Origin of the sequence: Litoribacter ruber, from assembly GCF_018449405.1 — a bacterium.
Lineage (GTDB): Bacteria > Bacteroidota > Bacteroidia > Cytophagales > Cyclobacteriaceae > Litoribacter > Litoribacter ruber.
Map to the genome: position 1 here is coordinate 174996 of NZ_JAHCMY010000004.1, position 21546 is coordinate 196541.

Below are 21546 nucleotides of genomic sequence, written 5' to 3' on the forward strand. Positions count from 1 at the left end.
AAATAAAAAAAATCTTCGGTGCGGTTAAGCTAAAGTTTCAAAACCATCGGCAGTAGACAGGTAAATACTGCGTCCTGGATTTTCTTCCTGCAATCGATTGACACACCCTTTCAGAAAAGATGCATATTGATCCTTTATATTCGGATGAAGGTACTCATCTATCAAGGTTAGTCCATCAGGGAAGCCTTTAGCATACTTATCCTTGGAGTCTATTATCCAAACCGATGCCAAAAGCACGCCGTTTTCGCTCCACGTAAACAAGCCCTGTCCTTCTTCTAAATTGGACATGGCTGCCTCCAAATATTCCCATCTGGAGATATTTGTTCCTACTTCCTCAAATTGAAGCAAATCTTGAATTTCGTTTTTACATATCCCTTTAATAGGTTTAGCCATTTCAACCTGATGAGGTTTAATAGCTGGAGAAGCTTTCTTTCGAAAAAATCCCAGTTTCTCTTTCTTAAGTAAATCAAGTCGATGTGAAAACAGATAGGCCTTCTTCTCAAAATTCATTTCCACACTCATAGGCCTAAGCCCCTTGCTTTCCCAGTAGGCATGGAGTTTCTTTTTTACCTGTCTTTTGAACTTAAAGACAAGGCTATCGGTCAAAACCAAACTATATACCACATCATGACTTGTGGCCATTTTCTCCTTATACTTATCGCCCCCGGGTGTGAGGTCAAAAACCTCAAAGCCTTCTTCAAACAAATGATTTCCCAAATGCAGAAAGTGAAGAATCCCAGGAGAATGTTTGGCATAAAACGGCGAGTGGGTATTGAATCCCTGAAGGTGTAGCCAATCTTTGCCATACACCGCCCCCATTGAGCCAATGATGTGGTCATCAAGTTTGAGCAACGTAACATGTAGTACCCCTTCTCGAAACATCTCCAACATGAACTTTTTCCGGGCGGGAAAGTCCCTAAATTGATTTTTATTGAACATCACACCTTGCCGGAAATCATACTGGACAGCCAAATCATCTAAGACCTCCTCAAAACGCTCATAAGACGCTACTTTCTCAAAACTAACGACACCTTCTCTTTTGAGCCGATTCAATTTTGTTTTGTATTGTTTATTGATCTTAAAAGCTTTTTTGGAGTCTGGATTTTCAAACTTTAACAATGGTCGTTTATGGGGCTGCAATACAGACTTTTTGCTCCATTCGGACTGGTCTAACCACTCAATTGGGGCACCTGCGGGAATAAACCTAAAAATGATATTTGATTTGGGAAATACCGCTTTTATCTCTTCGATAGCACTTAGGGCAAATTTGTTTCCAAAATCCTTCTCGGATACCCAGGTTTGGTATTCCGCATCATACCCTCCTGCACCGGTAATTTTGACAGTTTTATTTCGTAGCAATTGCTCATCCTTCTTGGAAGTTAGAATCGCCATAGTCATGATGCCTTTCAGTTTTTCCTTTTCAAGATGTAAGGCAACAATAGGAAATGCATCATTTTGATAAGCATTATACCAAGAATTGACAAACTGGGGACTTTGGAAAGCAGTTGCCCAAGGGCACGCCTCTATCAGGGCAGTCCATTCGCTCACAAAATCAGGCTCGAATAATTTATCCAAGGCAGCCTGACCTGTCAATAAAACAACTTTCCCTTTATTCTCCACTTTATCAACTGTAAAAGTATATTCACTCACCAGATCTTGCATAACGCACACTTTTTTCCCCGCGCTTAGTTTGCCGTCAGGCAATCCAAGTCATTAATTAAAAACTTATATTTTTTGCTGAAAAGGGCTTTTATAGAGCCTTCCTTGTGCAATTGATCTACAACTGCTTTGAAGAAATCCCCAAACTGCTCTCTGTAATTGGGCTTGCAATAGAAATGATACATCAAATTATCCTCTGCAGAATAAATCGGTGATAATACCTCATTCTTTGCTATTGCCTTCCCCGAGGCTACCCAGATGCAAGCCAACAGCTCTGAACCGTCGGACACTGAATAGACATCTTCTCCTCTTTCCATTGATTTCATAAAATGAATCAATGCTTCCCACCTCGTTGCATGGTTGCCATCCGACGAATAGAGCAATAAATCTTCCAAATTATTTTTGGAAACTTTAGCAGCTGTCGAATTGGTGGCTCCAGCCTTTCTTACCGTTAATGTATTTTTTTGACTCACCTTGGGCTCATCCAGCAATCTGGCTAAATTTCCCTTAGTCAAATTTTTTGCTCGCTGTTTCCAAATATGTAGCTCCTTTCGAATATCATTCTCCACCGAAACTGGCCTTTTGCCCTGCTTGAGCACATATTCATCAAATTCCACCCGAGCCTTCCGTGTCAGGATCGTCTTCCTATTGTTTGATATGATCAGCCCATATGTGACATCTCGATCGGTAGCCAACCTTTCCTTGTATTCATCCCCTCCTGGGGTGAGGTCAAATACCATGTTTTCGTCTTTGGAGAGTAATTCACTTAAAAGGACGAAATGCACAAAACCTGGAGAATGAACAGCATGCTCTGGGCTATGAGTGTTGATGCCCCCAAGGTGGATCCAGTTTTGGCCCGTTACGGCAATGATAGAAGCGATTATCTCCCCATCAAGGGTGAGGATGGTCGAATGAAGCAAGCCGGCATCAAAAAGCCTGGTCATCAACTCGGTCTTTTTGGGGTTGTCCTGAAAATGTTTCTTATTAAACATGGCTCCTTGCCTAAAATCAAACTGCAAAGCCAAACCTGGTAACATATCCAAAAACTCCTGCCTACCGGTAACTTCTTTGAATTCAAGCTTCCCGCTTCTCTTCAACCTATTCAGCTTGGTTTTATAGCTTCTCTTTTTGAAAAACTTGGGCAATTCAGGATCATTCATGCGCATAAGTGGCCTGCCCCATTTCTGGAGCGCACATTTGGACGACCATTCAGATTCTTTTACCCAATCTACCGGGATTTTCGCAGGTAGATACTTAAGATGGATTTCCGCTGTTGGAAAAGTTTTTAGCAACAGCTTGAGGGCATCCTTTATAAAACTTACTTCAAGCCCCTTTTCAGCCAACCAGCCTTGGTATTCGGCATAATGAAAACCAACGCCTTTTACCTTAAATGTTTTCTGGCTCATAATGGCTTCAGCCTCCACATTCAAGGGAAGTAATGCCTTCAATCTACCTTTTTCAAATTGAGCAATCAATAAAGGAGTAAATTCCTTTTCAAATACTTCATAAAAACATTTTGCAAAAGATGGACTTAAGAAAGCGTTTGACCATTCACAAGAATAGTAAAGCGACTCCCAATCTTCAATAAATTTTTCATCCTCCAGAAGCGATAACACTTCCTCGGCTATAAATAACGAGATGCCATCTTTAAATGAAACCTTCCTCGCCACATCCTCTTTACTAACTATAGTTTCCTCCATTCCATGTTATTTTGAATGACAGCAAAAATTTAGATCTTACTACTTTAAAAATAGACCATTTCGGCCTTAAGCTTAGTGCTGATAGCTTTTGACTAAACTATACAGGTTTTTGTCATCGGGGCCCAACTTAACCTGCACATTTTCAATCCCCTCTTCTTTTAGCCTTTTCAGAACAGATTCAAAAAACTCTTTCTCACTTCCTTGAGCTTCTTTATCAAAATAAAAGTCATACACTAAAACGAACTCCTCCTCCGTCTGCTCCCTCTTCTCCTTTTTGAACCAAACAGATGCTAAAAGCACTTCATCTTTGGCCCATGTAAAACATTCTTCATTGGCCTCCATCTTTCTCATTCCATCACTATAAAACTCCCAGCGGGTAGCTTTTGTGCCGTCGAATTGGTAATCCAGAAGGTCTTTCAGATTATTCCTTTTTAGAACCAAAGAAGCTGATTCCGGCACTTGGCCGTTTAGGCTCAGGTTGTAGGAATCAATAACAGGTTTTTTAATTTTTGACTTTATCAGCTGGGTCAGGTATGTTTTCATACCTTTTTCCTTCATGATGTACTTCTCCCTGTCGATCTGAAGTTTAATTGTATATGGGTTGTGTCCCTTACTCAGGATCCAGTCGTAAAGCTTAATTTTAAATTGCTTATCTGCCCTAAATATTGGATCAGGAGTCACTGATAATTTATAAACAGTTTCCACCTTGCTTGCCAAACGCATCTTATACGGATCATCTCCTGGGGTCAAGTCAAAATACTTATGGTTTTTCTCTTTGGATAAATGGTCAAACAGCAGCAAAAACTGGATATACCCAGGTGAATAATAGGAGTAGGATGGCAAGTGGAAATTTATCCCTCCCAATATGGCCCTCTCCTTTCCATGCACAGAGGCAATTCCGGCAATGATGTCGTCTTTTGTCCGGAAAATCGTAACCCTGATCACACCACGTTTGAATAAATCCAGCAAGAATTTCCTGTTGGTAGGGGATTCACTGAAAGGAAACTGGTTGAACATTGCCGCTTGTCGGAAATCGTACTTAGCTCCTAAGTCGTCGATTATCGACTCAAAAACAGTTAAATCTTTCACCTCTTCAAACTGACCGATCCTGTTCATCCGGTTAATGCGCTTCCGGTCTCTTTTGGAGATTTGATAATTATCCAAATCCACCAATGCCCTATTGAAAGGCTGAAAAACACACAACTTGCCTATTTCGGGATCTTTCTCTACCCAGTCTGTAGGTACGTCAGGGTTTAGGTGTCTCAGAGAAATATATTGCCCTGGAAACATTTTCAATAATTTGCGAAAACTAGTTCCCACAAAATAGGTACTATCCTCTCTGCTAGTTAGCCAAGCATGGTAATCAGCCTCACCATGGCCAGCTCCAACTAAATAGCTGTTCTTTTTACTTTTTTTCCTTCCCGGAGGATTAATTGCCAAGGTAAGCAAACCGGTAAGTTTACCGTTATGCTCCATTTTGACAATCACGGGGGTATATTTTTGATGAGTCAGGGTATAATTACTAGTCACAAATTGACGGGACTGAAATACGGTGGCCCAAGTACAGCTTTCATATAAGCTATCCCACTGCTCACAAAACTGTTTGTTTTCCAGCAGATTCAAAGCCTCATTCCCAACTACAATATCAATGGTCCTCTCACTTGATGTAGTTTCAGTAGACACTTCCATTACTTCCATATCAAAAATATAATTCAGTTTACAAAATTTTATCTAGCGCTGATACCGCTTATTTATATATCGCAATTTCCATACTAAACCTGCCGATACTAGTTAGAAATCTGAAAATTATCCCCGAAAAAGGTAATTTACACCATCTAACGCTTTCAAGGTGACCTATTTAGATATTACAATTGAACTACTGGAAGGCATTCTTTTACTGCGTTGATTATTTTATCCAGCTCCTTTACAGACAAATCTTGGTGAACCGGCAAGGCCATTACCCCTTCTCTCAATTCTATACTGAATGGAAATTCAGCTTTAGGCAAGGTAGGATGTGGATTGAGCCAAAATAGCTGTCCGATTACCCCTTTCTTCTTCAATCGCGCCAAAAACTCTTTTGCATCATTCAGTTTGACAGGAAATGCAAACGGACTAGCCCCATCCGGCAATTCATTGAACGGTGGTGGCACCAACTCCCCTAGCTTACTTAGCATATAACGGTAGTTTTCGCGTCTTTTTGCGGCAGTGTTTTCATCCAACAATAAAGGCAACAACTTCATGGTCATCGCAGAGGCTCTGGTGGTAGGATCTCCCAACTGAAGTTCCTTTTCGTTGGATTCATTCTTTACCTTTTTATAGACACTCATAGCGTCGTTGAACCTCAGATGCAGTCCAGCCACTTCACCCCTTTGCTCAGAGACGAAGTTGATATGGCGCTTTACCATTGGCCATACTCCAGAGGGAGCCTTGGCATAATTATCCTTCAAAGGCTTTTTGGACACCAAGGCCCCGCCATCAGGCAAGCCATAAGTTTTGTAGAGACAATAAATGGAGAAATCACCATGTGAACCTACTGGAATGCCATCCCTTTCAGCTAGAAAAGCCTGAGCGGCATCCTCAATCAGCATGATATTTCGCTCATCACACCATTTCCTCCAAAAGGCGGCATTTTGAGGAAAGCCCAAATAATGCGTAATATACAAAGCTCTCACATTCGTGGTCATCAATTGATCCAACTCCTCAGGGTTGGGCTCTAGCTTATCCGTGAGTTCGTAATATTTCAATTGGATATCCAGGTCACAAAGGGCTTGAATTTCGGACCCGTGGTGATATGCCGGTACCAAAATAGCATCCTCTTTACCCCAGCCCAAAGCCTTGCAGGCATTATACATAGCATGACGCGCTCTAGAGTAAATCTGCAAATTTTCCTCATCTAAAGGAAAGGGCTTATAATCGGAAGGCTTCTTAAAGTGTACATTTAATGGAAGTACAGGCCACATTCCGAATCTACATGTTTTCATATAATCTTGGGAAAGTATTAAATATTAAAAATAGCTGTCAATCTTCTCGGCTTAGGCCGCTCCATTGCTTTCAAATCCTGCTTTCTGCAAAATCTTAAAAAGCTTACTGTCATAACCAGGCACCACTGCCTTAATCTTTTCGCCCTTTTTCTGAATCTTGCCGGCTACTTGATTGATAAATAAATTAAATTCATTATCAACGGATGGATGAATGTAAAAATCCTTGATCACGGGTACACCCAGATCCTCCTCTTCACTCACCCAAACACAAGCCTTCAAATCACCATCTTTCACCCAAGTGTAAGAGGTTTCGCCTGTCTCAAATTTCCGCATAGCCTCCTGCAGATATTCCCATTTGCTCAACGTAGTGCCCCCACCATTGAATTCTAGATTATCCTTCAGGCTATTTTTTCGGATAGGCAATTGGTCTGAAGAGGTATTGACTTCCATTGCCAAAGTAACGGGTTTGTCCTTTTTACCGGCCAAACGCTTTTTGATGGCAGTGAAAACCACATCCTTTTCCTTCCATAACTTCATCCTACTTTTGAGTAAATAGAATTTTCGCTTAATGTTAAGTTCCACAGACATCGGGCGGATGTTGGCTTTTACAAGCATGCCCATTACGGCCTTTCTAATGCTGCGTTTTATCTTGAATGTCTGATTTTGGGTGAATAGCAATGTGTACACATAATCATGGTAATTGGCCATTCTTTCCTTATAAAGATCCCCTCCTGCAGTAAGGTCAAACACTTTAAATCCTTCCTCAGAAAGCATTTGCTGAAGCATAATAAAATGTACAAAGCCTGGGGAGTTTTTCCCATGGAAAGGGGTATGTGTATTGATGGCTCCTAGGTGCGCCCACTCTTTATGGGTTACCGCTACGATGGAGGCTAGAATTTCTTCCCCATCCCGCATCACGGTCACATGGAGCATGTTTTTCTTAAAAAGCTCCACAAGCAGTTCCTTCATCTCGGGAGCATCCCTAAACGGAAACTTGTTGAACATGGCTCCTTGTCTAAAGTCATACTGGTCAGTCAAGTCTGGCAGCACCCTCTTAAACTCCTCCAAATCGGTGATTTTGCTAAACTCAAAACCTTCCAGTCTTTTTAGCCTGTTTCTCTTGTTCTTAAATTCTTTTTTGGTAAAGAGCTTGGGGAATTCAGGCTCCGTCATTTTGATCAGCACCCTTCTAAAGGACTGTACGATGCAGTGCTTTTTCCAAAAAGGGTCAAGTTCCACCCAGTCCAGACAGTCGCCATTTGGCACAAATCTTAAAAAGATATCGCTTTTAGGGTAAAGCTCAATTACGCTTTTTAAGGCCGATTTGATAAATATTTCACTGTTGTGAGGTTCAGACAACCACACTTGGTATTCAGCCCTGTAATGGCCAGCACCTAAAATTTTTACTCTGTCGAATTTTTTAACTTGTCCAGAACTTGGTTTTACAGCCGCCAGTGAAAGTACACCTATCAGCTCATCGCCTTGTGTGGAATAAACCAAAATTGGGAGATAACTGCTTTTGTAGTGCCTGTACCAAGTGCTGATGAAATCTCTGTTTTGAAAAGCGGTCTTCCAAGGACATTTTTCAAAAAGTTGATCATACTGATTTTGATTTTCTTTGTTATCCAAAAAATCAAAAACCTCCTCACCGACCAACGTCTTCATTTCCACAGGGCTATTAGCTTTGTTTGTAAATTCGCTCAAATCTGTAACGGGACTAATCATATTAACGGTTTCTATAGGTACAAAATCAAATACACTGATATAGATTAAAAACTTTGGGTTAGCAGGGTTTAGTGAAAAAATACTAACCTACTACTTCCTATCAGGTATATTCAAACTTGGATAAGGTTTGTAAAAAAGACTTAAAACCAGGCCCAGGTTATACTGAGCCCGGTTTTATCAATTTTCTTTTGACTTATAAAAACTATTCAAATTCTATTCCCAATCGTTATGATTTGGTCAATTTAATGATAAAAAATAAATATTTGAATAAAAACTTTACTTTTACTAATTACCAGCAAAGCCCAGCGTACTGCGGCAACTCTTTCAGCTCATCCACTCTCACCAAGTCGATCACTTCCTTCTCTTTTAACAAATCAAAGTACTTGCAGCCTTCAAAGTTTCTGTGGTTCACTATGATCACGTCATTATTTTTGATTGCTTCCTCAAGATCAGTAGACAACAACTCGGACAAGTGCGGCAACCTCTCGTTGATATAGGCCTCATTGGCACCGATCAGTTTGGACATATGCACATTCTCATCGTAAATGGTGATGTTGTAGCCTTTACCGATAAGCATTTCTGCCAAATCCACAGAGGGGGAGTAACGCAAATCATCAGTTCCTTCCTTAAAGCTTAGCCCTACAAAACAGATGTTTTTCTTACCGGACTTGGTTACCAGCTCAAAGGCTGATTTTTTCTGGTTTTCATTCGAAGCCTCAATGCCAGATAGCACAGGCGTATATAGATAGTTATCATGTCCTAAAGTAACTAGACCTTTCAAATCCTTTGGCAAACAGCTTCCGCCATAGGCAAAACCAGGCTTGAAGTATGCAGGGGAAATATTCAAATGTGTATCACTGCAGAAAAGCTCCATCACTTTATGGGAGTCAATGTCCATAGACTTACAGATGTTACCCACTTCGTTAGCGAAAACAATTTTAAGCGCATGGTAGCTGTTGTTTACATATTTGATGATTTCAGCTATCTTAATGTCTGTTTTCTTAATTGGAGCGTCCAACTCCTGGTAAAGAGAAGCGACCATTTCCAATGCCTGTTCATGATCGCCACCCACTACGGTCACCGATGGGTTGTAGTAATCCTTCACAGCAGTACCCTCTCTCAAAAACTCAGGGTTGGATACCACAGAAAAATGCTTTCCTCTTTCCTTACCGGAGAATTCCTCTACGATTTTTCCGAATTTCTCATTGGTACCTGGTAGCACCGTACTTCTGATCGTGATCACGTGGAATCTATCCTTATCTTTCAAAGCCTCACCGATCTGCTCGGCAGTTTTGAAAATGTATGACAGGTTCAAGTGTCCCTGTGGCGAAGATGGCGTACCCACGCATATGATACTTAAGTCAGTTTCCATCACCGCTGCTTTTGCATCCAAGGTCGCTTTAATTCTTCCTTGCTCATGACCATCCTTGATGATGGTGTCAATATCCTTTTCTAAAATGGTAGGTTGCCCTTTGTTGATCAGGTCTACTTTAAAAGAATTTACATCGACACCGGTAAGGTGGTGGCCATTTTTAGCAAGGCAACCCAAACTCACACAGCCGACATATCCTAATCCAAAAACTGAAATCTTCATATCAATTGTTTTTATAATTGTTTATTTGGTTTTTCATAAATACATTCATATCATCCCAATCTACCAAGAGCTTACCACGCACTTGCTCCTGCTTGTTTTCATCAAACTTCTCGGCAATGGTCTCATTAATAAAAGGGATCGCTTCATCTTTAGGAAGATGTTGCAAAAGCCCCAAGCCCATAAGAAGCTCATTGGCTTTCATTTTTCTAATTCCGCAATACACACTTGGCACGCCCAGCATGGCTCCTTCACGGGCCATGCTGTCTCCTGAGGAAATCACAAGCTTGCTATAATAAATTAGGGAGTGGATATCTCCCACCGGTTCTTCCAAAATTGTCCAGTGCTTAGGGAATTTATCCGCAATGGTTTTATCCTCCAAGGATAGCAAAACCTTTGCCTTAGGGTTCATTTTTGGAGAAAATTTGCAAACAATCGCATCATCCTGGTCATAGTAGTTGAAGGATTTGTTGCTCACTTCCCTCACAAAAACATATTCATTAGGCTTCAAGTCATATTTTTCCAGTATAGACGGATCCGGCTTAAACCTGTTAGGGCTCAAATAACTCCATTCCTTAAGACAGTTAAAGATGCTTGTCTTCTTGTCTTTTTCCACAATTGGAGGGAAAAACAGCTGCTTGGAAAGCTTGGCGTTTATGGTATTGATTTTCCCCCGCTCTGGATCATCATAAAACTGGATCACCGGCACACCGCTCAGCCTTCCGGCCAAGGCTAGTGGAATACTGCTGGCTGCTATGCAGATGTCATATTTGTTTTTTCTGATCATATTCAGAAAGGTGAAGGTTCGCTTCACATTTCCATCCCACATGATGGACCATTTGGTACCTTTGCTACTTCCCACCGGCACGGTGTGAAAGCCCTGGTATTCCCGCTGAATGATTTTTGGGAGCTTCCCTCTTTCCAAATAACAAATGGTCACTTCCCAACCCTCCTTTTCCAGGTCTCTTGAAAGACCTTTGAACAGATTCAATTGGGCAGGGTGTTTTATGTCGATTAATATTTTCATCGTCTGGATAATAGTTAAAAATCAAAGCCAATGGGCCCTGTTATACGCTTTGATAAATGGCAAAAATCTTTTGGGCAATTACTTTATTGTCGTATTCGGCAAGAAGCGGCTGGCGGTTCATAATCCTATGGGGTTCTTGAGCCATCTGCTCCAGCACCTCACAATAGGCTTCTACCGTTTTATCCACTATATGGCAGTTATCTACCTCATTACAGATCAATTTCACCTCGCCCACGTCATTAGATAGCACGGGAAGTGAGTTCAATATTGATTCTTTGATGATTTGGGGACTTCCTTCCATGATGCTGCACATGAGCATCACGTCAGCGGCTTGCATCAGCTGGGTAAGCTGAGCACGGTTATAGCCTTTCAACTCCAGAAAATGCACATTTTTGGAAGTTTTCTTTCTAAATTCCTCTACGACTTTTTTGGCAAAATCTGGGTCTTTTTCAAGTCTTTCAAAACTATTGCTAAACAGGATGACAAAGTCGTTTTTGCCCCAACCTTTCTCTTTCCGCACCAGGTCCCTATAGTTGGTATCGATATCAATATCCACACCACATGGGATTACTTGGTAATCTTTCTTAAAAAATTGCTCCATCCTATTGGATACCAATATATTGTAACTCGAGAATTTGGAAGCAAACAGGGACACTATCCGCTCGTTTGACTTGTTGATATCACTTCCGTGATAGGTGATCACCATTTTCTTATTGTGCATCCTGAAGATCTTGCCCAATACCACCGGTAAGGCTGATAGGCCGTAGTGGACATGTACAAGATCTACAGGATGGTTTTTAAGATAGGCTGCAATTCTACGGGCTGCTTTAAAATACCCTTTCAGGCCGCCCTCAGAGATTAAAAAATGGTCGATCTCTATCTCAAAATTCTCCGTCAACACTTCCGCCTGCTCCCTCACAAAAGCATGCGGACTCCCCGTCTTCGACCTACTCACAAATAAAACTTTCATTTTTCTAAAAATTGTTACTGTACACTTCTTGAAAAGTCTCTACTTCATAACCAGTGGATGAAAGTGCCTGCATATAGGCTTTTTCAAAAGACTCTCCCATCTTTTCCAAGGAGAATACATTTTCAATGATCTCTCTCCCCTTCTGGCCAAATCCTTCGCGCTTCTCTTGGTTGTCAATCAGCTCCAATACCATAGCGGCCAGTTCATCATCAGATTCCTCGTCCACTAAGAATCCACTGACTTTATCCCTCAGGATTTCGGAAGTACCACCTGCATTGTTGGCTATTACCGGTTTTGCAAGGCTCATATATTCCATGATACTGTTGGATATACCTTCTCCATGCACTTCCTTGTTGGAAAACAAAATCCCAATGTCACAGGCATTCACCAAGGCCTCCACCTCGTCAATCACTCCGGAGAACACAATTCTCGGGCGCGATTCGGTAAGATCCACAAGCTCTTTATATTTCTCATCTCCGTCGCAATAACCGCCTATCCCGATGAATGTTACGTCATTTCGGAGAGCTGTTACCTTCTCGGCCACACGTACAAACCTGTCATAGTCTTTGTTAGGGGAAATGGAAGCTACCATGGCCACCGCATATGGAGTTTTAATTCCATATTTGGACCTCATCTCTTCAGATGTGGGCAAGTTTTTAAACCTGTTGAGATTGATCCCATTGTATATCACTTTTGATTTTTCCAATGGTGGGCTAAAGGCATTCAAGCCCGCTTTAGAATTGGAAATGATCAATTTTGAATATTTGAAATTGGCATTATCAATCAATTTAGAAAATGAACTTCTCATCGCCTGAGGAGGAGCAGCCGTGATCTGGCTGTTTACCAACGGAATATTCAACATCTTCACAGCTGGCAATGAATAAAAGGACTGTACCGCCCCCCAGCTATGGATTAGGTTTGGCTTAAAGCTCTTGCAGACTTTGTAAAATTTATAAAAGATGGTAGGATCATATTTCGAAAGTGATTTTTCCAATACCGTGCATTTTACGCCCAGTTTATGGAAGTCCGGAAAATGGATCACGTCTTCGGTCAATACGACCATCATCTTATAATTACCTTTCTTTTTCAGATAGGTAAGCAACTCAATGAGTCTTCTTTCTTTTCCCCCTGCCCGTAAGCTGCCTAGGAAAAAAATAATTCGGGTGGTTTTCTTTTCAAACATCATATTCGAAAATTTTCGCTAAATAGGGTGATTTCATTTGGTTTAGTTGTGCTGAACTCAGACGCAAGCCATCTTTGGAAAGCTCGGTGTGGTGGCAAATTGTAGGTTCTGGATAGTTTAATTACCCAGTCGGGGTGAACTCCTTTAATTATGAAGGGAACATTTTTTATGCCAAGAATTTCAGCCATTCTTATTCTGTGGTTCCCTCCTGTTCCCAGACATAGTTTCCCATCCCTTGTCACGTGTAGCCTAATCTCCTCCACACTGGACTTACCCAGCTCATTCTGGGTAAGATAGCCGTTGAGTTTCATTGAGCGGTAAGCCTTGATCAGGTCCAAAAAGTATTGATCGGCCTTTTCCACCGTGTCGCACCCTTGGGGCGGATTAGGCAGCCCTTGTTGGATATGGTCAATTATGGATAGATACTGAGGGGTTTTTCTAAAATCCTCTCCGTATATAAATATTTGTCGGACTGTCTCATGCAGGTCCCATTTTTTTGCTTTCTTAGGTATTTCGATAAATATGCTCGGAAGATCAAATGTCATGGTGCGGTCCCATTCGCCACCCATACACACCCTTCCTTCAGGTGGGTAATAGATACTTCCATGCAAGGTGATCTGGCTTATCGCCCCCCAGTACACCGTAGGCAAACTTGGGTTTGGCATATATTCCACCAGTTCCTCCACCGGTCTTCCCAGGTATAAGCGGGCGTAATATTGGACAGCATGGGGCAGTCTTTTCAACCACCACTTGGCATCCACTAAATATCGTCTATTTGAAAAAATCTCTTTCATAATTAAAAATCGTTAAGACAGTACAACTTCATCTACTTGCGCTCTGGAGGACTCAGCCTCCAAGGTCTCCTTTCCCTCCAACAGTCTCATCAGATTGGCCGCCACAAGTTTATAGTTGTGATTCTTGGCAACATAATCCAATACCCTTGACACCATCTGCTCGTATGCAGGCTTATCTACCTTTACAAGTTTTGTGCTCAAATCCTCTGAAGAACGATAAACTATTCCCAAATTATTTCCGGAAATAAGGAAATCTGGATTCACATGCTCACTTGTCAAGATAGGAGTCCCCATCATCATGGCTTCCAAGAAGGTATTGCTAAACCCTTCATAGCGAGAAGTATTGAGCAGATATTTTGCATTTGCAAAAAACGCCAACACTTGTCTTCTTTCTAGAAAACCAACAAACTCAACATTAGGCAATTTTTCAAGCTTGCCGAGATATTCATAAGTCTCCTCGTCTTCTTTAGAGGACAAGGTGCCCGCAATCTTGAATTTTTCCTTGGGCAAGGCGGACGCTATTTGATATAGCAGCTTCAGGTTTTTCTGATACTGAAATAAGCCTGCCCATGCGATATAGTCTTTTTCAGCCCCCATTATTATTTTTTCCGGTTCATGGACATAAATAGGGTTGCTGATTTTCTTGATATTTTTCTTTGGAAAGTATTTTTTGATTGCCGCAAGCTGATAATCATTTTGAACCAAAATGATATCTGCCATCTCAATCCCTTTCATTAAGAAATAGCGATCAAATTTGGTGTAATTCTTTAAAATCCGGTCATCCAAAAAAGAGTCGTTGGAAATCCTAAGCACATATTTAGTCCCCAGCGACCGGCATATTTTGCCCAAAAAATAGGAACCCCAGTTGGGTATACTTTCATATACATAATCAGGGTTGATTTTTTTGATCTTGCGATAAGTATCGGGATATCTGTGGGTGACCCATCTGAGCCATTTTACTCCCTTGGAATAATCAAATGAAGGAATGATTTCCAAATCGGAAAATTCCGATTTAATATCCATCTTTTCTTCTTCATCCAGGTCCGTAATCAGCGATACTTGGTGCCCATTGGCCAACAGGCCATGAATCCAACCATAGGTCTGCACCGCTGCCCCTCCCGAGGGAAGTTCATCCGTGAAAAGGATGTTAGCTAATTTGTGATCATGAAATAGGACCTTTGCCATATTATTTAAAAATTTGAATATTCCCTTAACACTAAAGAATAAAACTTAATATATTGTTATTGGAGTAAATAAGATAATTCCAATAATTTATTATACCAGTTATTCAATAATCGTACCCGATTTTATTAAAGGGAGTATTCTGCTTGATGAACTTCATCAACTTCTTCTTTTTCAGAAAGTTGTTCATCTTTTTTCTCCTCATCTGGCATAGCTAGAGGATAGCTAAGTAGGGCAAAAATCATCCAATGGGAGCTTATGGTAGCATATCTACCCGTGACGGTATAGAAGATAAAGGAGCCCAAACAAAACAGGAAAATATAATTATCCCACTTTGTATTGAGATTTCTGAATGAAGTCACAAACGCTGAGGTAACTAATAAGACATATAAGATCAGCCCCGGAATACCGCTGGCATGGGTAAGGTTAGTCACATCACTGTGGAGCGACCTTTCACCAAAGGCACCCTTGCCGTAGTTGTGGGCACTGTTAAACAGCTCGTATCCCGTCCAAGGGCTGTAATCATAGTAGACAAACATATCCCTATAGATCATTTCGTATTCTGCAAATCTATGCTCCCCTTTCAATTCTCTTTCGTCAAGCTTCCTGGCTTCATATCTCTCTATAAACATGTCCATGAAAGAAGTATTCAGGATAATCACAAAGCCCACAAAGCCAGCCACGAAAATAATCATGAAAAAGGATTTGATGTTTTCTGAATCCAATTTGAGCATCAATCCCATTCCGAGACCAAGCATAGTCAAGATCATCACAGACCGTCTCATGGTAAGCATGATAAAGGCCACTGAGAAGATCAATAACACTACATACGTCAGATTGTATTTCTTCAACACCCTCAACAATACCACGAATGTGGCAGTAGAAAGTACGTTGAAATCTGTAGCATAAAGCTTACCGTATAAAATCCCGCTTTTGATCCCGTACATTTCTGTTGGGGAATAATTAAAAGCGGTGGAGAACATCACATTCAGAAGAAATAGACCTAAAATGAATGCTCCGGACAAGCTTAGCTCTTTGAGCATTTCCTCCTTGGTATACTTGGAGAAAATGCTCATGGCTAATGGTATGGCTACAAATAGTAAGGTCACGTTTAGGAAAACTGATCGGATCGGTTCAATATCCCTTACATACATGAGTAGGAAGGAAAACCATATTACGATCAAAAACGACCAGATATTCCGGTGAAAGAACAAGACGTTCTTGTCTATCACGGTGAGCATCAGAAGTAATACCAGTACAGCATGAATCGAAGCCGGCACCGTGTTTTCTATAAATGACTGCGCAAAGAAAACGACAGGCAGGAACAGCAGGGCTTTCTCTTTCTTATAAAGAAAAAGATAAACCATAAAGCAGAAAATAAATCCTTCAATTAATAAAAAAAACGCCTGCATATCTCTTCACTCAAATTAATTAATGCTCAATAATTTAACCCGGACTTATCAATCATCCTTCTTAAAGAATTTGATTTTCAAAAATAGGTCCATAATTTCCTTTCTCTCTGCCGATTGCAAACCAACAACCCAATAAACTGCCCCCGCCACTAGGGTCACTATACCTCCATAAAGGAAAAGTGTAAACCAGTTGCCTGCGGAAATGTAGTCATTGAAGTAGATAGCGGCACCAAATAGAAGCGCAGCACCTATCATTTGTTGGAAAAGTCTGCTCTGGAAGAAAGGCGAAGTGTCCTTCATATTTCTTCTCAAAATAATTGGATAACCTATTGATAGAATCATTCTACCTAATAGAATACTCATACACAATCCGGCTACTCCATAAGGTGGAATTAGCAACAAGGCAATCCCGAGTGTCACTAGAGACGAGGCCAGTGTAAAATAAACCTTCTGTTGAAGCTTCAGGGTCACGTTGATAATGGAACCGTCCGTTTCGAAGAACATACCTTGCACACCTATAAGTACAATCAATAAGTTGGAAATATCACCCGCGTAAAACTCCTCTCCCGTCCACAAGGCCAGGAAGGATTGGTTCAACACCAAAACCGCAGATCCAAGCGAAACAATCAAAAGCCAAATCAGGGAGAAAATCAGCCTTCTGGCCTTCATTACTTTTTCATATTCCTGCTTTCCATAAAGCCCTCCGATACCGGGGATAATCCCGTTGATCACTGAACCCACGGCGCTTTCAACGGCGGCTGCAGCAAAGATGGTGAGGGTATAATTTGATACCAATAATGGCCCAGCTAGGTATCCTAGCAAGATCTTATCACTGGCATTCATGATCATGCCGGCACCATTCAAGGCCATAAACCAGCCACTCAATTTCCCGTAGCTTTTGATTTTGGGCCAGTTAGTACGGGCAAAACCATACCACCAAACTGCTTTCTTAACAATGATGTAAAAGGTGATACCAGTTACCAAGGCAATCACAACCTGTACAGCTGCAAGCCCAACAATCCCGTAACCCATATAGATCACGGCAACTTTGAGAATCCCGGCCAAGACAATAATCGCAGCCCTGACCCCCATCCGTTTATAACCCAGATTCATCCCCCTGAGTATGCATTCATAAAGATCAAAGATCTTATAAATGACCATGGAGAAAATCATCATGGAGGTAGTCAGACGGATCATGGTATAATACTGCTCATCCACTTTTGTGATGTGCGGGGCATACCAGGAGATTATGGCTCCGACAATTAACACCACGGGGAGAATAAATCCCGTTACCACTAGTGCTGTAGTAGCTTCTCTTTGCAATTCTTGGGCTGACGCCACATCTCTTCTGTTGGCAATCGTCCACTTCAATACTTGGGTGGCTCGGGTGTCAGCCATATCGGCAAAACCTGTCATCTGCATCAGCATCTGCCAGATACCGTAAAAATTTCCTCCGAGACCGCTAACGATGATTGGGCTTACTATGAATCCGGTAATCTGTTTGCCGGCAAAGTCAATAATACTAGTGAGAGAGTTTAAATAAGCTCTTTGTTTGAGATTCTCTTTCCCCTTCTTCTTTTTCTGATCTTTGTTTCCATCCCTCTCCTCGACAATCTCTTCATCAACTGTACTCATATTACGCTGTTAGTTATAAACAAAATTTACATAGAGCTTCGCCGAACCAATCCCACTGGGACTTGCTACCGACATAACGAAAAGTTAAAAACAGGACAAAAGCCTGGCTTTTGTCCTGGGGCATCAAGGGCCCTAATTAATGGAGTAATCAGATGGCAGCGTTTTTCCTCATCCCGCCAAAGACTCTTTTAAATAATCCTGGCTTCTCAGGCTCGGCATAGTAGCCATAACCGTATCCGCCGTATTGCATTTCTTTTTCTGAGATGCCATTGAATATCGCATAGAAGTTTTTGATGTTCTTTCTGGATTTCAATGCATTGGCATGCTCGATAAATACTTTCTGACTGTAGTTATATCTGAATACGTAGAATGTCAGATCAACCAATTTCAAAAGCTCCAAAGTTTCACTTGCAAGTCCAATTGGAGGAGTATCCAAGATTACTACATCGTATTTGGTCTTCAGGTCATTCACCATATCCGAGAATCTGTCATCAGAAATCAATTCTGAAGGATTCGGAGGAATAGGCCCTGAAGTCAAGATATCAAGATTTTTGAACTTGGTAGGCTGAATCACATCTTCAACCTTGTTAACCTGCTCACTCAAATAGGTAGAAAGGCCTTTCTTGTTGGTCAAACCAAAGTCAGCAAAGATTTTTGGCTTTCTCAAGTCACAACCGACCAAGATGGTCTTTTTGCCACTCAAGCTGTAAACCGATGCCAAGTTCATCGCACAGAATGTTTTACCTTCCCCAGAGATACTTGAGGTCAACATGATAGTCATCTGCTTATCCTTGCTGAAAGCGTAGGTAATGTTGGACCTCAGCGATCTGAAGGCCTCAGTAACTGGCTCCCTGTTTTCTTTCAATACGACCAGGTTGGTGTTTCTTTTATTGTTACCAATTCTGGCCATGACCGGAAGATGCAATTGCTTCTCAAGCTCACGAATATCATTGATCTTATTGTTGAAGAAATCTTTGATCGTGATGATGGCAATTGGGAACAAAAGACCTAGCAATACACCCACCATGTAGTTTTGCATTGGCTTAGGGGCAATGGCGATATTGTTCGGCACTGCTTTTTCAATGATCTTACTGGAAGCAGTATTGGAAGCTTTAGAAATTGCGGCTTCCGCTCTTCTTTGCAACAAGAAGTTGTATATCCCTTCATTTAAGGCAAACTCTCTTCTCATTTTAAGCAAGTTCTGCTCAGTTTCAGGAAGTCTGGAGAAACTACCTTCGATTTTGGCGATTCTGGCCTCCAAATCTCTGATTAACATCTCAGCATTACTATCCACATTTCTCAATACTTCCTTCAAGCTGGCGTTAAGGTCACGGATTTTTCTGGTAACCTCTCTTACAGCAGGAGAAGCCTCTGTTTGAGTAGCCAAAAGTCGGCTCTTCTCAGATTGTAGCGTGATAAGATTTTCTATCAGACTATTCAAGATCGGATCTTCAATACCGGCACCTGATGGCACCACTATTTCATTGTACTCTTCTCGTACAAGGTAATTCTCCAATCTTTTATAGTAATCTCTTTTGAATTTTTCTCTTGCAGCACTTTGCTCCAATTCAGACAGCTGGCCAAACAATGCACCACCCTCTTGGGTCATATCATAAGTTCTATTGGCACTTCTATATTGTCCCATTTGGCTTTCCACTCTGGAAAGTGAATCGGCTACGCCTGAAATCTGGCTATCGATAAATGCCACTGTGTTTCCGGCCATACGGTTTTTCTGCTCAAGCTCTTGATCCAAGAATTTCTCCATCAGCTTGTTCAGGTAGTCTTTACCCTTCTGAGGATGGTTGGTAATCAAAGCAATATCCACCACAGAGGCCATATCATCTACTTGGGTCACTTGTAAATCCTCTCCGGTGAAGCGGCCCACTAGGCTGCCAATGTCTTTGAACTTGACTATCATTTCACCTTCCGATTCGGAGCCTACTTTATCAACTTTAAATCTGCTGTAAGGCAACTCTACCCACTGTCCAAAAGTAAAAGTGTTATTTTTAAGGATTGGCGTTTCCATGATTTCGCTATCCTCTTCATCGGGAATCACATATTTGTATTCCTCATCCAAAAACTCGATGGTAAACTCTTTGTCATTCACCCAGCTCACAAGGATCTCTCCTCCCGTCACTTGAGGTTTTGACCAATCCACCTCGGCTATAATGGGTGTTCTTTTGTAAACCTCTTTGTTTACAAATGAACCTCTTTCATAGTACTCCACATCAAAATCCAGACTCTTAAGCGTTTCGTAAGCCAAAGGTCTAGATCGGAGCACAAAGGTTTCATTGATAACGTTCGGCCCCATGCTTCTGCCTGCAGCGGCGCCCATACCTGTAAGGTCTAGCACCATATTGCTTCGCTGCTCGTCCAAAATCATGAACTTGGCGTCCACCTTATAGAGAGGCTCGGTCATTTTGGTTTTAAAATGGGCCAATACTACTGCGATCATTACACTGACCACCAAAAAGGGCCAATAGCGCAGGTATTTGACAACTAAGCCTTTTAAATTGATATTTTCACTTTTAGTTTCCATGGCGTGGTATTCTGATTCTCAAAAATTCAACTCTTTAATTTATCGCACTCATCACTAGCAGAACTGCCGATAGCGTGGAAATGGCCAATGAGAAGGTCTCAATAAAGGTAAACCCTGTACCGAGTTCCCTGGCTTTCAATGGCTCTGCATATAACATATCATTGGGTCGTAGGAAGTAAAATTCCGATGACAATAGATCACTGTTGGTCAGGTTGATCTTATAGGTCTTTGACCCCTCTGGGTACTGTCTCACCAAGTTAATCTGCTCTCTTTTGGCAAGAGGAGTAAGATCACCCGCATTGGCAATCGCCTCAAAGATGGTCACCCTGTTTTGAAGGATGGTAAACTTCCCTGGTCGGGCAAACTCCCCTAAAGCAGCGTATCGGATACCACCCAATCGGACTCTCACAAAGTAATCATCCTCGGCAACGTAGCGCTTTACTTGTTCTTCAACCAATTCCTTGGCCTGTTTGGTAGTCAAACCCACCAATTGAAGCTCTCCGATTAGTGGGATTTCAATCATTCCGTTTTCATCAATAGTGAAACCATTCAGGAAGAAGATATCTCCACCTTCCATCATGCCGCCACCGCCGCCCATCATTCTCCAGTCGGTTCCTGCAGCCTGCGCCAAGAAAATCTGGTTCAGTTCAGGGCTGGTTGTCCTGATGGAAACATCTACTACATCGTTGATCTGCAAATAATACTCTTCAACTTGATACTCGGCTAACTGGCCCGCGATAGCGACCTGGGCGTTATCCGGCAAATCTTGCATATAAACTATCCGCTTATTGGATATACAGCTGGAAATAAAAAGGAGTAGGAAAAAACCTAAAACAATACTTTTTGTTGTTTGCATCTGTCAATTAACTATTAAATAAAAACCTTTAATCTCTGTTTATTTTCCCGATTTATCAGGAGTCTCTAAAAGTGTGCAAATCCAATAATGTACCAATTTCAATAAATTTTATGAAATAAAAAATGTAATTCATCATTTATTTACACTTCTGATTATCAAATTTAATCACTGGAATTACCTTCCCTTTCGGGGACCTTAAAGCACTACTTAAATCCTGGGAAAAATCTTTTGAGGTCAATAAACCTTTAAACCGTTTAACACTTCTCCAACTCCCGTACCAAAAATTAATAAT

The 21546-nt window shown here is 41.4% G+C and carries 15 protein-coding genes; all 15 read right to left on the reverse strand.

What is annotated here, in order from left to right; genetic code table 11:
- Positions 1–24: 24 nt before the first annotated feature.
- Complete coding sequence (locus KI659_RS09545) at positions 25–1662, reverse strand: GNAT family N-acetyltransferase (protein ID WP_213945118.1); 1638 nt, start codon at positions 1660–1662, stop codon at positions 25–27.
- A 23-nt stretch (positions 1663–1685) separates the two neighbouring features.
- Complete coding sequence (locus KI659_RS09550; RefSeq protein WP_213945119.1) at positions 1686–3359, reverse strand: GNAT family N-acetyltransferase; 1674 nt, start codon at positions 3357–3359, stop codon at positions 1686–1688.
- A 72-nt stretch (positions 3360–3431) separates the two neighbouring features.
- Positions 3432–5057 (reverse strand): GNAT family N-acetyltransferase, encoded by a 1626-nt coding sequence (locus tag KI659_RS09555; protein ID WP_213945120.1) that lies wholly within the window; start codon positions 5055–5057, stop codon positions 3432–3434.
- 167 nt (positions 5058–5224) lie between these two features.
- Positions 5225–6340, reverse strand: a complete 1116-nt coding sequence (locus KI659_RS09560; protein ID WP_213945121.1) for a DegT/DnrJ/EryC1/StrS family aminotransferase — start codon at positions 6338–6340, stop codon at positions 5225–5227.
- A 51-nt stretch (positions 6341–6391) separates the two neighbouring features.
- On the reverse strand, positions 6392–8065 hold the full coding sequence (locus KI659_RS09565) for a GNAT family N-acetyltransferase (protein ID WP_213945122.1): 1674 nt from the start codon (positions 8063–8065) through the stop codon (positions 6392–6394).
- A gap of 289 nt (positions 8066–8354) precedes the next feature.
- Positions 8355–9659, reverse strand: a complete 1305-nt coding sequence (locus KI659_RS09570; RefSeq protein WP_213945123.1) for a nucleotide sugar dehydrogenase — start codon at positions 9657–9659, stop codon at positions 8355–8357.
- A 1-nt stretch (position 9660) separates the two neighbouring features.
- Positions 9661–10683: a DUF354 domain-containing protein gene (locus KI659_RS09575; RefSeq protein WP_213945124.1), complete on the reverse strand. Its 1023-nt coding sequence runs from the start codon at positions 10681–10683 to the stop codon at positions 9661–9663.
- A 40-nt stretch (positions 10684–10723) separates the two neighbouring features.
- The gene (locus KI659_RS09580) at positions 10724–11653 is read right to left on the reverse strand and encodes a glycosyltransferase family 4 protein (protein WP_213945125.1); all 930 of its coding nucleotides are present in this window, start codon (positions 11651–11653) and stop codon (positions 10724–10726) included.
- Positions 11654–11657: 4 nt separating this feature from the next.
- Positions 11658–12839: a glycosyltransferase family 4 protein gene (locus KI659_RS09585; RefSeq protein ID WP_246535348.1), complete on the reverse strand. Its 1182-nt coding sequence runs from the start codon at positions 12837–12839 to the stop codon at positions 11658–11660.
- Positions 12836–13630 carry a hypothetical protein gene (locus KI659_RS09590; RefSeq protein WP_213945126.1) on the reverse strand — a complete coding sequence of 265 codons (795 nt, stop codon included), beginning with the start codon at positions 13628–13630 and terminating at the stop codon, positions 12836–12838. The genes KI659_RS09585 and KI659_RS09590 overlap by 4 nt, the downstream gene beginning before the upstream one ends.
- 12 nt (positions 13631–13642) lie before the next feature.
- A complete protein-coding gene (locus KI659_RS09595) occupies positions 13643–14815 on the reverse strand; it encodes a glycosyltransferase family 4 protein (RefSeq protein ID WP_213945127.1) in 1173 nt (390 codons plus the stop codon).
- 125 nt (positions 14816–14940) lie between these two features.
- On the reverse strand, positions 14941–16179 hold the full coding sequence (locus KI659_RS09600) for an O-antigen ligase family protein (RefSeq protein WP_213945128.1): 1239 nt from the start codon (positions 16177–16179) through the stop codon (positions 14941–14943).
- 93 nt (positions 16180–16272) lie between these two features.
- Positions 16273–17859, reverse strand: coding sequence for a lipopolysaccharide biosynthesis protein (locus tag KI659_RS09605; RefSeq protein WP_213945129.1), 1587 nt, complete (start codon positions 17857–17859; stop codon positions 16273–16275).
- Between the two features lie 148 nt (positions 17860–18007).
- Positions 18008–20398 carry a GumC family protein gene (locus KI659_RS09610; RefSeq protein ID WP_213945130.1) on the reverse strand — a complete coding sequence of 797 codons (2391 nt, stop codon included), beginning with the start codon at positions 20396–20398 and terminating at the stop codon, positions 18008–18010.
- Positions 20399–20432: 34 nt separating this feature from the next.
- Positions 20433–21170 carry a polysaccharide biosynthesis/export family protein gene (locus tag KI659_RS09615; protein ID WP_213945131.1) on the reverse strand — a complete coding sequence of 246 codons (738 nt, stop codon included), beginning with the start codon at positions 21168–21170 and terminating at the stop codon, positions 20433–20435.
- Positions 21171–21546: the final 376 nt, after the last annotated feature.

Excerpts from the sequence above, each read along its gene's own strand:
- KI659_RS09545 (WP_213945118.1), bottom strand. The coding sequence starts at position 1,662 with ATGCAAGATCTGGTGAGTGAATATACTTTTACAGTTGATAAAGTGGAG.
- KI659_RS09550 (WP_213945119.1), bottom strand. The coding sequence starts at position 3,359 with ATGGAGGAAACTATAGTTAGTAAAGAGGATGTGGCGAGGAAGGTTTCA.
- KI659_RS09555 (WP_213945120.1), bottom strand. The coding sequence starts at position 5,057 with ATGGAAGTAATGGAAGTGTCTACTGAAACTACATCAAGTGAGAGGACC.
- KI659_RS09560 (WP_213945121.1), bottom strand. The coding sequence starts at position 6,340 with ATGAAAACATGTAGATTCGGAATGTGGCCTGTACTTCCATTAAATGTA.
- KI659_RS09565 (WP_213945122.1), bottom strand. The coding sequence starts at position 8,065 with ATGATTAGTCCCGTTACAGATTTGAGCGAATTTACAAACAAAGCTAAT.
- KI659_RS09570 (WP_213945123.1), bottom strand. The coding sequence starts at position 9,659 with ATGAAGATTTCAGTTTTTGGATTAGGATATGTCGGCTGTGTGAGTTTG.
- KI659_RS09575 (WP_213945124.1), bottom strand. The coding sequence starts at position 10,683 with ATGAAAATATTAATCGACATAAAACACCCTGCCCAATTGAATCTGTTC.
- KI659_RS09580 (WP_213945125.1), bottom strand. The coding sequence starts at position 11,653 with ATGAAAGTTTTATTTGTGAGTAGGTCGAAGACGGGGAGTCCGCATGCT.
- KI659_RS09585 (WP_246535348.1), bottom strand. The coding sequence starts at position 12,839 with ATGATGTTTGAAAAGAAAACCACCCGAATTATTTTTTTCCTAGGCAGC.
- KI659_RS09590 (WP_213945126.1), bottom strand. The coding sequence starts at position 13,630 with ATGAAAGAGATTTTTTCAAATAGACGATATTTAGTGGATGCCAAGTGG.
- KI659_RS09595 (WP_213945127.1), bottom strand. The coding sequence starts at position 14,815 with ATGGCAAAGGTCCTATTTCATGATCACAAATTAGCTAACATCCTTTTC.
- KI659_RS09600 (WP_213945128.1), bottom strand. The coding sequence starts at position 16,179 with ATGGTTTATCTTTTTCTTTATAAGAAAGAGAAAGCCCTGCTGTTCCTG.
- KI659_RS09605 (WP_213945129.1), bottom strand. The coding sequence starts at position 17,859 with ATGAGTACAGTTGATGAAGAGATTGTCGAGGAGAGGGATGGAAACAAA.
- KI659_RS09610 (WP_213945130.1), bottom strand. The coding sequence starts at position 20,398 with ATGGAAACTAAAAGTGAAAATATCAATTTAAAAGGCTTAGTTGTCAAA.
- KI659_RS09615 (WP_213945131.1), bottom strand. The coding sequence starts at position 21,170 with ATGCAAGATTTGCCGGATAACGCCCAGGTCGCTATCGCGGGCCAGTTA.